Here is a 13,542-nt window from a genome sequence, read left to right as displayed (position 1 = left end):
CGCTCCCCGAAAGGCGCGCGACCCTAGTGGCTGAGCGTCACGCCCCGCGTCATTCGGCCAGCTCCACCAGCGGGCGGTCGTAGGCGCAGACGGTGGCCATCTGCAGGATGCGCGAGACCGATGCGCCCAGCGGGCAGATCTGCACCGGCCGGTCGAGGCCCAGCAGGATCGGGCCGATCACCTCGGCGCCGCCCAGGGACTGGATCAGCTGGGTCGAGATCGCGGCGGAGTGGATGGCCGGCATGACCAGCACGTTGGCCGGGCCCGTGAGGCGCATGAAGGGATAGGCGCCGCGCGAGGTGGGGTCCAGCGCCAGCTCGGGCGGCATCTCGCCCTCGTACTCGAAGTCGATGCCGTCCATCTCGTCCAGCATGGCCACGGCCTGGCGAACGCGTTCCGAGCGCTCGCCCATCGGGTTGCCGAAGGTGGAGTAGCTCATGAAGGCCACCTTGGGCTCGTATCCCAGGGTCTTCACCGCGCGGGCCGCCTCGATGGCGATCTCGACCAGCTCCTCGGCCACCGGCATCTCGGTGACGTTGGTGTCGGCGATGAACAGCGTGCGGCCCTTGGCCATCACGATGCTCATGCCGATGACCCGGCCGTCCGGCGCGGGATCGATGACGTTCAACACCTCTTCCAGAACCTGGTCGAAGTTGCGGGTGACCCCGGTGACCATCCCGTCGGCATGGCCGAGGGCGACCATCGCCGAGGCGAACGCGTTGCGGTCCTGGTTGATCAGGCGCTGGACGTCGCGGCGCAGGAAGCCTTCGCGCTGAAGACGGCCATAGAGGTAGTCGACCGCCGCCTCGTTCCAGTGGGAGATCCGCGCGTTCAGCACCTCGATGCCCGCCTCGGCCGGATCGAGGCCGGCGGCGCGCATGTTCTCGTGCACCAGGTCCTCGCGGCCCACCAGCACCGCCTGACCCAGGCCCTGAGTCTGGAAGGCGTAGGCGGCGCGGATGACGCTCTGCTCCTCGCCCTCGGCGAAGACGATCTTCTTTCGCGGGCCCGACAGCACGGCGCCCTGCAGCTTCTGCAGGAAGGCGGCGGTGGGGTCGAGGCGGCGCGCCAGCGAGGCGCGGTAGGCGTCCATGTCCTCGATGGGTTTGCGCGCAACCCCCGTGTCCATGGCCGCCTGGGCGATGAAGGGCGGAACGTAGGACAGGAGGCGCGGATCGAACGGGGTCGGAATGATGTACTTGGGCCCGAACTTCAGCGCGGCGCCGCCATAGGCGGCGATCACCTCGTCCGGCACGTCTTCGCGCGCCAGCGCCGCCAGCGCGCGGGCGCAGGCGATCTTCATCTCCATGTTGATCCGCCGGGCGCGCACATCGAGCGCGCCGCGGAACAGGTAGGGGAAGGCCAGGACGTTGTTGACCTGATTCGGATAGTCCGAGCGCCCGGTGGCCACGATGGCGTCGGGACGGACCTCGTAGACCTCTTCCGGCGTGATTTCAGGGTCGGGGTTGGCCATGGCGAAGATGATGGGCTGAGGCGCCATCGTCTTGATGTGCTCCTGGCTGAGCGCGCCCTTGGCCGACACCCCGATGAACACGTCGGCGCCGTCCAGCGCCTCGGCCAGGGTGCGCTTGTCGGTGTCGATGGCGTGGGCCGACTTCCACTGGTTCATGTCTTCGGGGCGGCCGCGCCACAGGACGCCCTTGCGGTCGACGGCGATGACGTTCTCGTGGCGGACGCCCATGGCCTTCATCAGGCCCAGGGTGGCGATGCCGGCGGCGCCGGGTCCGTTCAGGACGACCTTCACTTCCTCGATCTTGCGGCCGGTCATCTCGCAGGCGTTGATCAGCCCGGCGGTGCAGATGATCGCGGTGCCGTGCTGGTCGTCGTGGAAGACCGGGATGTCGAGCAGCTCCTGCAGCTCGGTCTCGATGCGGAAGCAGTCGGGGCTCTTGATGTCCTCGAGGTTGATGCCGCCGTAGGTGACGCCGATGTTCTTGACGACGGTGATGACCTCGTCGGGGTCGGTGCAGCTCATCTCGACGTCCAGGGCGTCGACGTCGGCGAAGCGCTTGAACAGCACCCCCTTGCCTTCCATCACCGGCTTCGACGCCAGGGCGCCCAGGTTGCCCAGACCCAGGATGGCGGTGCCGTTCGAGATGACGGCCACCAGGTTGCCCTTGGAGGTGTATTCGTAGGCGAGCTCGGGGTCCTTTGCGATCGCCAGGACGGGCACCGCGACGCCCGGCGAATAGGCCAGGCTGAGGTCGCGCTGCGTGCTCATCGGCTTGGTGGCCGTGATCCCGATCTTCCCGGGCGTGGGATACCGGTGGAAGCTCAGCGCCTCCTCGTCCGTGAAGGTGCGTTTCTCGACCTGGTCCATGCGTTCGCCGCCCGTCCCCTAATGCCCAACCCGTATCCGAAGGCGCCAACCTACAGAGACCCACCGGCAGGGACAACGTCCCGCGGTGACACCCTGTCGCAGGGGGACCCAGCGGGGCTGTTGGAACCATGAAAACCGCCGCGGGTTGTCGGATGCCGGGCGTGGGGGCGTCCCTATGGGAGCATGCACCAATGAACCACAAGATCGCCCTCGCCGCCGCAGCGGCCCTCGCCCTTTCGGCCGCGCCGGCTCTGGCTCAGGCGGGCCGGACCGCCGCGGATCCGGCAAGTCCGCCGACCACCTCCGCCACCCCGCCGGCCGGCGCCGCCCCGTCCGAGTCGGCCGACACCCAGGCCAGCGTGAGCGGCGCGGCCAGCGCCACCGCGGCCGGGTCGGACGTCGCCGTGAGGACGGGTATGGCCGTGAAGGACAACACCGGCGCCACGATCGGTCAGATCAGCGAGGTCAAGACCGGCGCCGACGGCAAGACGACGGCCACCATCAAGATGGGCGCCGACACCTTCGCGGTCGACACCGCCAGCCTGGCGGTCTCGGGCGAGGCGGCGACCGTCAACGCCACCCAGGCCGACATCAGGAAGATGCTCAAGAAGTAGGGCGATCGCGAGATCAGGAAACGAAGGGCGGCTCCGCGAGGGCCGCCCTTCTGCTTTGACGCCCATGCCACGCGCCAACGCCATGCGCGGCTTGACATATCGTTAGTGATTGCTTACGGTAAGCTATGACTAACGCACGGGCTTTCGCGGCGCTCTCCGACCCCACGCGCCGCCAGGTGTTCGAGCGCCTGTCGGACGGACCGCGGGCGGTGGGCGAGCTGGCCTATGGGCTGCCGGTCAGCCGGCCGGCGGTAAGCCAGCACCTCAAGGTGCTGAAGGAGGCCGGGTTGGTGACCGACCGGGCTGAGGGAACGCGGCGGGTCTACCAGATCGATCCCCACGGCCTCGGACAGATCCGGGCCTGGTTCGACCGGTTCTGGGACCAGGCGCTGACGGCGTTCGCCGCCGAGGCCGAGCGCGCCGAGCGGGAAGGGCACGACGACCAGTGAGCCAGACCATCAAGCCCGCGCCGGTGAGGAAGACCCTGACCGTGAGGGCCTCGCCCGAAACGGCATTCAAGGTCTTCACCGAAGGCTTCGACCGCTGGTGGCCCCGCAGCCACCACATCGGCAAGGCCGAGCTGAAGGCGGCCTTCATCGAACCCCGCACAGGCGGGCGCTGGTATGAGACCTGCGCCGACGGCTCGGAATGCGAGTGGGGCGACGTGCTGGCCTGGGAGCCGCCGACAAGGCTGCTCTTGGCCTGGCGACTGAACGCGCAATGGCAATACGACCCCGAACTGCTCACTGAGGTGGAGGTTCTGTTCACGGCGCAGGCCGACGGCCAGACGCGGGTCGATTTCGAGCATCGCGGGTTCGAGCGCATGGGCGTCGACGGCGCCGCGGCCCGCGCCGGCGTCGACAGCCCTGGCGGCTGGGGCGCGATCCTCGCGGAATTCAAGCGCGTTGCAGACGCTTAGGGAGGCGACGATGACTATCGTGATCCACACCATTCCCGGCAGCCCTTTCGCCCGCATGGCGCTGCTGGCCTGCGAGGAGAAGGGCGTCGCCTGGCGCATGCAGCCGATGGCGCCCGGCCAGCACAAGCAGCCCGAGCATCTGACGCGCCATCCGTTCGGTCGCGTGCCCGTGATCGAGCACGACGGCTACTGGCTGTATGAGGCCCAGGCCATCGTCCGCTACATAGACGCCGCCTTCGATGGCCCGGCGCTCACGCCCAACGACCCCAAGCAGATCGGGCGGATGAGCCAGGTGATGAACATCATGGACTGGTACGCGATGCCCTCGCTGACGTCAGGCATCGGCTTCAACCGCGTGGTGGCCCCGATTTTCGGGATCCCCGTAAACGAGGAGGCGGTGCAGGCGGCCATCGAGCCGGGCCGCGTCTGCCTGAAGGCGCTGGAGCAGCTGTTGGGCGCCCAGGCCTACTTTACCGGCGACAACGTGAGCCTGGCCGACCTGGTCGCCGTCGCCCACCTGGACATGATCCCCGGCACGCCCGAGGGCGCCCAGCTGATGGCGGGCTCGTCCCTGCTGGGCTGGCTCGAGCGCATGGCCGCGCGGCCCAGCGTCCAGCGCACCGCGATGATGCGCATCATGGCGGAGTACGCGCCGGCGGCCGCCTAGGCCGCGCAGATCATCGTCACCGCGGCGTGGGCGATCGCCTTCAGGTCGGCCTCGCTGGCGCCTGTCCGCGCCCGCACCGCCAGCGTGTGGAACGTGCCGCTGGCCATCGGCGCGGCCCCGGCCGGAGTCACCCCTGGCGCGAGCGACGCGGCGTCCCGCTCGAACCGGGCGCGGAACAGCCCATCGGTTTCGGAGATGAACGCAGCCAGCAGCGCCCGGGCCTGGGGGTCGTCAACCGCCTGCGTCACCGCCGTCCCGACCAGGAAGCAGCCGCGCTGGCCCTCTTCCCCGCGGCGATAGATGTCGACGGTGCGGTCGAAGATCGTCTGCAGCACCGCGCGCAGCGGCGCCTCGGTGGCCAGCGCCGCGCCCAGGGCCGTCGTGGCCTCGGTTCGCGAACGGTCCAGGGCGGCCATGTACAGCGCGTGCTTGTCGCCGAACGCCGCATAGAGGCTGGGGCGGTTCAGTCCGGTCGCCGTCGCCAGGTCGTCCAGGGACGTCGCCGCGTAGCCCAGGTTCCAGAACACGGCGCGGGCCTTGTCGAGCACCTCGTCGGGGTCAAAGGACCGCGGTCTCCCCCGCAGCCTCGTCTCTTTTTGTACCATTTCGCAAGGAATCCTTGACCGCCGCTATTTTGTGCGAAACGGTATGAATATCAACCCAGCCCCCGGGAGGTTCCCATGGATATCTATTTCTCGCCGCTCGCCTGCTCTCTGGCCAGCCGGATCACGCTGTACGAGACTAGCCAGGCGGCCACATTCCACCGCGTCGACACCAAGACCGGCAAGACCGCCTCGGGCGACGACTACCGCGCGATCAATCCGAAGAACCTGGTGCCGGCGCTGCGCACCGATGACGGCGCGGTCCTGACCGAGAACGCCGCCATCCTGCCCTACCTGGCGGACCGTCGACCCGACGCCGGTCTCGCCCCCACCGGCTTCGCCCGCTACCAGCTACAGCAGTGGCTGAGCTTCATCGGCTCGGAGCTGCACAAGTGGGTGTTCACGCCGCTGCTGTCGCCCACCCTTTCGGCCGAGAGCAAGGCGGTGGCTAAGGATGCGGCGGCCTCGCGGCTGGCCTATCTCAACGACCATCTCACCGGCCGGGACTGGCTGCTCGACGACTTCAGCGTCGCCGACGCCTACCTGGCCGCGGTGCTCAACTGGAACCAGGCCGTGAAGCTGGACTTCAGCCCCTACCCCGCCATCCAGGCCTATCAGGCCCGTCTCATGACCCGGCCCGCCGTGCAGAAGGCGATGGGCGAGGAGTTCGCGCTGTACCAGGCGGCCTAGCCTGATCGCGTGCGCCGTCTCCCCCTTTGCGGAAGACGGTGGCCCGCGGAGCGGGGCGGACGGGGGGTTGCGCAAACCTCCCGGCCTGAAACGAGAAAGGGGTCGCCGGACTGCTCCGCGCGACCCCTCATCCGTCAGCCTTCGGCCCTTCCCCGCAAGGAGAGAAGGGCGACCCGACGGCCTTAGCCCAGCATGTCCTTCACGGTGTCGCGCTCGCCGACGAGTTCGTCGTTGGTGATCTTGATCTTCGACTTGGCGAAGTCGTCCATCTCGAACGACGTGAGCACCTCGTAGGCGCCCGGCGCGGTGGTCTTCACTGGCATCCCGGCCCAGACACCGTCGGCGAAGCCGTAGCGGCCTTCGCTGGGAACGGCGACCGAGTGGATCGCGCCCACGGTCGACAGGTCGCGCACGTGATCGATCAGCGCGCCCGCCGCCGAAGCCGCCGAGCTGGCGCCGCGGGCGTCGATGATCGCCGCGCCGCGCTTGCCCACCGCCGGCAGGTACTCGTTGTCGAGCCAGGCGCGGTCGGTGATCACGTCGGTGACCGCCTTGCCGCCGATCTTGGCGTGGGTGAAGTCCGCGAACATCGTCGGGCTGTGGTTGCCGTAGATGAACAGGTCGGTCACGTCGGTCACCGGCACGCCGGCTTTCTTGGCCAGCTGGTTGCGGCCGCGGTTCTCGTCCAGGCGCACCATGGCGGTGAAGCGGTCGGGCGTCAGGCGCTTGGCCTGGCTGGCGGCGATCATGCAGTTGGTGTTGCAGGGGTTGCCCACCACGGCGATGCGCGCGTCGTCGGCGGCCACGCGATCGATCGACTGGCCCTGGGCGATGAAGATCTTGCCGTTGTCCTTCAGCAGGTCGGCGCGCTCCATGCCGGGACCGCGGGGCTTGGAGCCCACCAGAAGGCACCAGTTGGCGTCCTTGAAGGCCACGTCGGCGTCGCCCGTCAGAACCATGTCCTGCAGCAGCGGGAAGGCGCAGTCCTCCAGTTCCATCGCGACGCCCTTGAGCGCCTTCTGCGGACCTTCGACCGGGATCTCCAGCAGTTGCAGGATCACCGGCTGATCCTTGCCCAGCATTTCGCCCGAGGCGATGCGGAACAGGAGCGCGTAGCCGATGTTGCCGGCCGCGCCGGTGACCGCCACGCGGATGGGCTTCTTCGCCATGGGAACTGCTCCGTCGATTGTATGATGTCGCGGGCGCTCTAGCGCGTCGTCAGGCGAAGTGGAAGTCGGTTCGGCGTTCGGACGCCGCCCCAAGTGAAAATCTCGCGCCGTCGACAAGCTGTTGCCGACGGCCCGTTGACGGCCATCCTGCAATGCCGCAGGCGCTAGCGGCGATGTTTCAGTTGCACCCGGCCTTTCCCCCGACCTCCCTGGCGCTCGGCGATCTGGCGCTCTGTCATGCCCGGCTGCAGCTGGATTTCCGCTACGCCTGGATCGTGCTGATCCCCCGGATCGCCGGCGCCGTGGAGCTCGAGGACCTGACGGGCGCCGACCGCGGCGCGCTCATGGCCGAGGTGGTCCAGGCCGGCGTCGCCGTGCGCGCCGTAGGCGCGGCGCTGGGGCGGCCGGTCGCCAAGCTGAATGTCGGCCAGCTGGGCAACATCACCCCGCAGCTGCACGTCCACGTGGTGGGCCGCCGCCCCGACGACGCCGCCTGGCCAGGACCGGTCTGGGGTGTCGGGTCCGCGGAGGCCTACCCTGGAGAAGCGCTGGATCTGGCGGTGGCTGCGGCGCGCAGGGCGTTATCGCTCTAGGGCGCCCGTCGCGCGAGGGTCGCCGCTTCGGTCCGGCCGGCTTCCGTGAGCCGGCCGGTCCAGCGCCCGTCGGCGGCGCGGAGCACGGCCACGATCCCGTCGGCGAAGCGGATGGTGATGTCGCCGCCCGTCCGCTGTACCTCATCGATGTAGCCCGAGCCCTCAAGGGCGCCCGGCCGCCGCAGGTCGCGCCAGGCGCCGTCGATGAAGCCGCCGCGGTCCACGAGCTGCAGCGCATACAGGGCCCGGCCGTCCGCTGAGAGGGTCCAGGCCCCTTCCATCGGCCCCTGGAACCCCCGCACCGCCGCGGCCGACGCTCGCAGGCGTGAGTCGTAGGCCTGGTCGGCCGCGGTGGGCGGACCGTCGGGGCTCTTGCCCGTCTCGTGGATGAAGACCGGCTCGGTCAGCAGCGGACGTTGCGGGACGTAGGGCTGTGGTTGGCCGGGAAGGACCGGGTCGGGGTCGACTCTCGACCCGGTTGCGGCGGTGTCGGGCTCATCCGGGTCGACCGCCTTCTGTCGCAGCAGGGCGTCGATGGCGTCGGCGGGCGGCGAGGGTTGCGCGAGGGCGGGCGCAGCCCCCAGGGCCCACGAAAACGCTACGATGAGCCCGCCCCGCGGCATCAGGCGGGCTCGCGCGCGGCGATGGCCTCGGCGACGCCGATCATGCGTTTGGCCTCGGCATAGTGCAGGCGCTCCACCATCCGTCCATCCACCTTCAGCACCCCCTTGCCGGCGCTCTCGGGCTGCTCGAAGGCGCCCACCACGGTACGCGCCCAGGCTACGGCGGATGCATCGGGGGTAAAGGCGGCGTTGGCGGCGGAGATCTGGCTGGGGTGGATCAGGCTCTTGCCGTCGAAGCCGAACGCGGCGGCCTGGGCGCACTGGCGCGCCAGTCCCGCCTCGTCGCCGATGTCGTTGAACACGCCGTCGATGATCGTCAGCCTGTGCGCGCGGGCCGCCATCAGGCTGAGACTGAGCGCCGTGATCAGCGGCTCGCGGTCGACCGTGAGCTGGCAGCGCATTTCCTTGGCCAGGTCGTTCGAGCCGACCACCCAGGCCTCGACGCCCACGTTGACCGACTCGGCGCCCAGCGCATCCAGCCGGAACATCGCCGCGCACGTCTCGATCATCGCCCAGATCGGCAACTCGGCGCCCAGCGTGGCGCGGATCACCGCCAGATCCTCAGGGTGCGAGACCTTGGGGATCAGCACGGCGTCCGGGCGGACCTTCGCCGCCGCCGCCAGGTCGTCGGCGCCCCAGGGCGTATCCAGGCCATTGGCGCGGATCACCACCTCGCGCTCGCCGAACCCGCCGGCCCTCACGGCCGCGATCGCACCTTCGCGCGCCTCGGCCTTGGCGTCCGGGGCCACGGCGTCCTCGAGGTCGAGGATGACCGTGTCACAGGCCAGTGAACGGGCCTTCTCGAGCGCCCGTGAATTGGACGCCGGCAGGTAGAGCACGCTGCGGCGGGGTCGGGACGCGCGAGACATGTGGACGACGGCTCCTCGGCGCATTGGCCAGGCGCGAGTCTTAGCGTTTAGGATGGGGGCATGGCCACACGTCCGATCCGCTACGACGCCGACGCCCGCAATGTCCTGGGCGAGGAGCTGGTTCCGTGCTCGCTGGACCCTGTCACCGGCTTCTTCCGGAATGGTTGCTGCGAGACCGGCCCGCACGACGTGGGGATGCACACGGTCTGCGCCGTCATGACCGCCGAGTTCCTGAGCTATTCGAAGAGCGTCGGCAACGACCTGTCGACCCCGCGCCCCGACCTGGGCTTCGACGGCCTGAAGCCGGGTGATCGCTGGTGTCTCTGCGCGCCCCGCTGGAAGGAAGCCCTCGACGCCGGCGCCGCGCCGCAGGTGGTGCTGGAGGCCACGCACGAGGAGACCCTGGCCATCGTGCCGCTGGGCGTGCTGAAGGACTACGCCGCACAGGCGTGAGGAACTAAAGAGGGTATTCCGCCTCGAGACGATAGTGGGAACCCTCGCGGCCCATGTGGCTGGAGTAGAGGCCAAAGCGGTCGATGGTGATCGGCGGCGAGCGCAGCAGATTATTGCCCTGGATCCAGGCCGCCACCTCTGCGGGATCTGGGCGGCGCAGGTAGGCAAGCGTCACGTGTGGCCGGTAGTTGCGCTTCTCTGGCTTCAGCCCGACCCGGCGCGCGGCAGTTTCGCACGCCTCCGCCAGACGTCGCAGCTCGGCGTTCTCGGCCACGCCGGCCCAGACGGCGTTGATCTCGTCGCCATCGGCGAATGAGCCGGCGCCGGCCAGCTCGATCTCGAAGGGACGTCCGGTGATGGTCATCAGTTCGGCGTCAAGGTCGCGCGCCACGTCCTGGCGGATTTCCCCGTAGAACCGTAGCGTTACGTGCAGGGCCTCGAGGCTTCGCCAGCGCGCGCCCTCGATGCCCGCCTGGCGAGTCTGCAGCGGGCGGCCGATCTCAGGGGGTATGGCCAGGGCGGCAAAGAGACGAATCATACATGTATCTCGACGCGTTCACCGTATCGTGGCGTGGAAGGCCTTGCTAACGGCACGGTCTGACACGATATTTCTCTAGCGTCCGCATTGCGACGCGCATCTTAGGGTCTAGCTCAAATGAGCGACTACAACCGCGACTACGCGCGAACGATCCCCGTGGATCGCGCCGACATGTCGGTGGACGCGGGCCTGCGGAGCTTCATGCTCGGCGTCTACAACAAGGTGGCGCTCGGCCTCGTGGTCTCCGCCGCGCTCGCCTACATCACCGGCCAGGTCGAGCCTGTGCAGCGACTTCTGTACAGCGTGACGGCGGACGGACGGCTCGCTGGATTCCAGCCGCTGGGCTACGTCGTGGCGTTTGGCCCGCTGGCGCTGATGATGTTCGGCATGTTCGGTCTCCGGAACGCCACCCCGCGCAGCTCCGGCGTCTTCTACTGGGCTATCGTCGCCATGATGGGCGCGAGCCTGGGCGCGATCACGCTCGTCTACACCGGCGCCTCGATCTTCCAGACCTTCCTGATCACCGCGACCGCCTTCGGTGGCCTCAGCCTCTTTGGCTACACCACCAAGAAGGACCTGACGGCGATGGGCAGCTTCCTGCTCGTCGGCCTGATCGGCCTGATCATCGCGTCGATCGTGAACATCTTCCTGCAAAGCTCGATGATGAGTTTCATCGTGAGCGTGCTGGGCGTGCTGATCTTCGCCGGCCTCATCGCCTTCGATACGCAGCGTCTGAAGATGACCTACTACGAACTGGGCGGCAATCAGACCGCCATGGGCGTGGCCACCAACTTCGGCGCGCTCAGCCTCTACATCAACTTCATCAACCTGTTCCAATTCCTGCTCTCGCTGTTCGGCGACCGCCGCTAACCGCACGACAGGTTCAAGAGTCGAGACCCCGGCGGGCGACCGCCGGGGTTTTTCGTATGGGCCGGTTTCGTATCGCGCGGACCCACCCGCGCGCTCGCGGTGCTGACGCCGCGGCGACTTGCGACCTAACGGGAGTTCAACGCTGATACCGGCCGCGGACCTGCGCGACCCTGGGTCTCGGTCCCAGAGCACTCGTCTCCGTCGTCATGGCGGCCCCGTACCGGGCTGCGGCGAGCAGGCGACGCCGCTTCGCCTGAGGAGGTTCCGCGCACGGAGGCCCAGGCGGCGCTGGAGAACTCGATTTGAGGCCTGGCGACCGGCTACTCGACCACCGAGAAGCGGCCCTTGTCGAAGAACCTCAGCACCTGGTCCAGGTCATGGCCGCGCCGCAGGACTTGGCCGGCCTGGCCCAGGATCGCCCAGGCGCCCTGCTTGCGCGCCAGCGCCGGGTTCTTCTCGATGCGGTAGAGCGGAGCCTCGGACGAACGCCGGAACACCGAGAAGACAGCGCGATCATGGAGGCCGTCCATGCCGTAGTCGCGCCACTCGCCGGCGGCGACCATACGGCCATAGAGGCGCAGGAGACGCTCGAGTTCGCGCCGCTCGAAGAACACTCCGGCCTGGCGCGGGGCCGAATAGCTCGGGTCGAATGCCATCGATGGTAAGCGTGTATGAATTTTTTGAGTCACGCCACCCCCTAGAGCCGGTTCGGATTCGTGTCCTTTACTGGAGCACCCTGATCGCCGGCGGGTGGTTCATCCTCGGCGGAGGGCGCTCGTGGGCGCCGCATCTTGTGGGAACGCGCCGCAAAAGGACCTTATTTCGGTCCAGCGCCTGCCTGATAGGGCGCCGATATTGGCAGCGTCGGTTGGTCGAAGACCTCTGGTCCCGGACCCTGTACAGCCCCCCCAGCCCCCCTGGATCGGCGGTTGGCCAACCGACACTCCGATACCCCACCCGAGCGTAGACCCGCGCAGATTCTCTCCAGCTGCGCGGGTTTTCGCATGCCTACTTCGGCGTGGCGCCGCTCGGCTGGGCCACGCCCAGGACGCGGCCCCCGCGCGGGACCTGGACGATCACCGCGGTCCGCAGGCTGTCGTCGGCGGTCGCCGGGACGCGATAGGCCTGTGGCCGGCCGCGCCACACCCCCAGCCGCGCGATCTGGCGCACGACGTTGCGCTGAATCACCGTCTCGCCGCGATTGTCGCCCGCCCGCACGGCCACCTCGACGGCGCGCGGATCATAGCGCACCAGCCAGACCTCGGCCCCGCCGCGCGGCGCCCGTCCCGACCCGACATCCACGCGACGCTGTCCCACGAACCGCATGTCCGGCGGATTGCGCGGCGCGGCGGCGGCGGCGCGCACGAGGCGGTCCACTTCGGACGCTTTCAGTCCCTGCGCCTCCTCCTGACCGTCGACGACGACCTGGGGCGTGTAGGGTTCGCGCAGCTTCAGGCGCGTGACGTACGCCTTCTGGCGCTCGGCGTACTCCGGCCGTGCAAACGTGTCGGTCCAGCCAAGGTAATCCCAGTAGTCGACCGAGAATGTGAGGACCAGCACGCCCGGGCGCTCGGCCAGCCGGTTCAGGTGCTCGTTGGCGTCGGTGCACGAGCGACAGCCCTGCGCCGTGTACAGTTCCACGAGGACGGGGGGCTTGGCCGCCGCCGCGCTCGCCGGCAGGGCGAGCAGGATCAGGCTGATGAGCGCGGCCGTCCGCATCGCCTCCGACTTAAGGGGTGTTCCGAAGGCTGACAATCACAAGAAGGCGTGAGCTACAGTCGAGCGGCCCCGAGGATGGCGCCGCCGTCCCTCCCCTGGACCAGGACGACCGTCCGCAGGCCGGGTCCGGCCGGGGGCGCAATGAACGTCGCAGCCTCGCCGCGCCAATCGCCCAGTCGCCGGAGACTGCGCACGACATTCCGCTGAGGCAGGGTCTTGCCGGTGTTCTCGCCGGCCTTCACCGGCACCTGGATCGTGCGCGGATCGTAGTGGACGAGCCAGACATCTGCGCCTCGTCGCGGCGCGACGCCGGCGGCCACGGTGACCTTGCCGTCCACCGCCGTGACCGAGGTTGTGGGCTGGGCGCGTCCCTTGGCGATCAGCGCGTCCACCCGGCCCGGCGTGTTGGCGACGGCGTCCACCCGGCCGCCGGCGACGACCTCCGGAGTGAAGGGCGCCGCATGGCCCAGCGCCTTGGCGTAGGCGACCTGGCGGGCCGTGAACTCCGGCCGCGAGAACGTGTCCTTCCAGCCCAGGTGGTTCCAGTAGGTGACGTTGAAGCTGAGCGCGATCACGTCAGGCCGGTCGGCGACGGCCGCGACGGCCAGGTCGGCGGGCGGGCAGGACGAACAGCCCTGGCTCGTGAACAGCTCCACCACCACCGGCTGGGCGGGGGCGGGGGCGGGGGCGGGCGCGGCCGCGGCCGCCATGAGCGGCAGGGACAGGGCGACGGCGAGGGGGGCGAGGAGCAGCTGGCGCATGATGAAACTGAAGATGGGGGCGCCTGGCCCGGGTGTCCATACTATCAGTATGATGCCGTTTCGGCATCGTCGCCACGGCGTCGGACTCACCCACGAAAAAGGCCCCCGCTTTCG

The 13,542-nt window shown here is 69.1% G+C and carries 17 protein-coding genes; 8 read left to right on the top strand and 9 right to left on the bottom strand.

The genetic code is table 11. The features are described from left to right. Positions 1–49: 49 nt before the first annotated feature. Positions 50–2,341, bottom strand: coding sequence for an NADP-dependent malic enzyme (locus tag EPN98_RS12590; RefSeq protein WP_293363068.1), 2,292 nt, complete (start codon positions 2,339–2,341; stop codon positions 50–52). Between the two features lie 191 nt (positions 2,342–2,532). Between EPN98_RS12590 and EPN98_RS12585 the strand changes: the two genes are divergently transcribed. The 4 genes from EPN98_RS12585 (at position 2,533) to EPN98_RS12570 (ending at position 4,541) form a co-directional block, all read left to right on the top strand. After that, positions 2,533–2,955, top strand: a complete 423-nt coding sequence (locus EPN98_RS12585; RefSeq protein WP_293363067.1) for a hypothetical protein — start codon at positions 2,533–2,535, stop codon at positions 2,953–2,955. Positions 2,956–3,080: 125 nt separating this feature from the next. Then, positions 3,081–3,404: a metalloregulator ArsR/SmtB family transcription factor gene (locus EPN98_RS12580; RefSeq protein WP_293363066.1), complete on the top strand. Its 324-nt coding sequence runs from the start codon at positions 3,081–3,083 to the stop codon at positions 3,402–3,404. Next, complete coding sequence (locus EPN98_RS12575; RefSeq protein ID WP_293363064.1) at positions 3,401–3,874, top strand: SRPBCC family protein; 474 nt, start codon at positions 3,401–3,403, stop codon at positions 3,872–3,874. Before EPN98_RS12580 ends, EPN98_RS12575 begins: the two co-directional genes overlap by 4 nt. A 10-nt stretch (positions 3,875–3,884) precedes the next feature. Then, entirely contained in the window at positions 3,885–4,541 is a 657-nt protein-coding gene (locus EPN98_RS12570; RefSeq protein WP_293363063.1) for a glutathione S-transferase family protein, read from the top strand. Here the strand turns inward: EPN98_RS12570 and EPN98_RS12565 are convergent. Further along, positions 4,538–5,089, bottom strand: coding sequence for a TetR/AcrR family transcriptional regulator (locus tag EPN98_RS12565; protein WP_293363062.1), 552 nt, complete (start codon positions 5,087–5,089; stop codon positions 4,538–4,540). The two genes, EPN98_RS12570 and EPN98_RS12565, sit on opposite strands and share 4 nt — an antisense overlap. Positions 5,090–5,221: 132 nt before the next feature. Between EPN98_RS12565 and EPN98_RS12560 the strand changes: the two genes are divergently transcribed. Beyond that, positions 5,222–5,833, top strand: a complete 612-nt coding sequence (locus tag EPN98_RS12560) for a glutathione binding-like protein (protein ID WP_293363060.1) — start codon at positions 5,222–5,224, stop codon at positions 5,831–5,833. Between the two features lie 182 nt (positions 5,834–6,015). Here EPN98_RS12560 and EPN98_RS12555 read toward each other — a convergent pair whose 3' ends face one another. Then, complete coding sequence (locus EPN98_RS12555; RefSeq protein ID WP_293363059.1) at positions 6,016–7,002, bottom strand: malate dehydrogenase; 987 nt, start codon at positions 7,000–7,002, stop codon at positions 6,016–6,018. Positions 7,003–7,175: 173 nt separating this feature from the next. Here EPN98_RS12555 and EPN98_RS12550 point away from each other — a divergent pair, with 173 nt between their 5' ends. After that, the gene (locus tag EPN98_RS12550) at positions 7,176–7,595 is read left to right on the top strand and encodes an HIT domain-containing protein (RefSeq protein WP_293363058.1); all 420 of its coding nucleotides are present in this window, start codon (positions 7,176–7,178) and stop codon (positions 7,593–7,595) included. Here EPN98_RS12550 and EPN98_RS12545 read toward each other — a convergent pair. Together EPN98_RS12545 and EPN98_RS12540 are read right to left on the bottom strand one after the other, a co-directional pair. Next, positions 7,592–8,218 (bottom strand): hypothetical protein, encoded by a 627-nt coding sequence (locus EPN98_RS12545; RefSeq protein ID WP_293363057.1) that lies wholly within the window; start codon positions 8,216–8,218, stop codon positions 7,592–7,594. The two genes, EPN98_RS12550 and EPN98_RS12545, sit on opposite strands and share 4 nt — an antisense overlap. Further along, positions 8,218–9,087 (bottom strand): CoA ester lyase, encoded by an 870-nt coding sequence (locus EPN98_RS12540; RefSeq protein ID WP_293363056.1) that lies wholly within the window; start codon positions 9,085–9,087, stop codon positions 8,218–8,220. Before EPN98_RS12540 ends, EPN98_RS12545 begins: the two co-directional genes overlap by 1 nt. A 60-nt stretch (positions 9,088–9,147) precedes the next feature. Between EPN98_RS12540 and EPN98_RS12535 the strand changes: the two genes are divergently transcribed. Further along, complete coding sequence (locus EPN98_RS12535; protein WP_293363055.1) at positions 9,148–9,540, top strand: DUF2237 domain-containing protein; 393 nt, start codon at positions 9,148–9,150, stop codon at positions 9,538–9,540. A 4-nt stretch (positions 9,541–9,544) separates the two neighbouring features. Here EPN98_RS12535 and thpR read toward each other — a convergent pair whose 3' ends face one another. Further along, positions 9,545–10,078 carry an RNA 2',3'-cyclic phosphodiesterase gene (thpR, locus tag EPN98_RS12530; RefSeq protein ID WP_293363053.1) on the bottom strand — a complete coding sequence of 178 codons (534 nt, stop codon included), beginning with the start codon at positions 10,076–10,078 and terminating at the stop codon, positions 9,545–9,547. A gap of 117 nt (positions 10,079–10,195) precedes the next feature. Here thpR and EPN98_RS12525 point away from each other — a divergent pair, with 117 nt between their 5' ends. Then, positions 10,196–10,948 (top strand): Bax inhibitor-1/YccA family protein, encoded by a 753-nt coding sequence (locus tag EPN98_RS12525; RefSeq protein WP_293363051.1) that lies wholly within the window; start codon positions 10,196–10,198, stop codon positions 10,946–10,948. A 320-nt stretch (positions 10,949–11,268) separates the two neighbouring features. On the opposite strand, the gene EPN98_RS12520 is transcribed toward EPN98_RS12525, so the two are convergent. From EPN98_RS12520 to EPN98_RS12510, 3 genes are all read right to left on the bottom strand, one after another. Next, positions 11,269–11,604 carry a DUF2794 domain-containing protein gene (locus tag EPN98_RS12520; protein ID WP_293363050.1) on the bottom strand — a complete coding sequence of 112 codons (336 nt, stop codon included), beginning with the start codon at positions 11,602–11,604 and terminating at the stop codon, positions 11,269–11,271. 352 nt (positions 11,605–11,956) lie between these two features. Further along, positions 11,957–12,667: a thioredoxin family protein gene (locus EPN98_RS12515; RefSeq protein WP_293363049.1), complete on the bottom strand. Its 711-nt coding sequence runs from the start codon at positions 12,665–12,667 to the stop codon at positions 11,957–11,959. 53 nt (positions 12,668–12,720) lie between these two features. After that, complete coding sequence (locus EPN98_RS12510; protein WP_293363047.1) at positions 12,721–13,428, bottom strand: thioredoxin family protein; 708 nt, start codon at positions 13,426–13,428, stop codon at positions 12,721–12,723. Between the last annotated feature and the right edge of the window lie 114 nt (positions 13,429–13,542).

Source organism: Phenylobacterium sp. (genome assembly GCF_004299445.1).
Taxonomy (GTDB): Bacteria; Pseudomonadota; Alphaproteobacteria; order Caulobacterales; family Caulobacteraceae; genus Phenylobacterium.
This window is presented reverse-complemented; position numbering and strand designations above follow the sequence as displayed.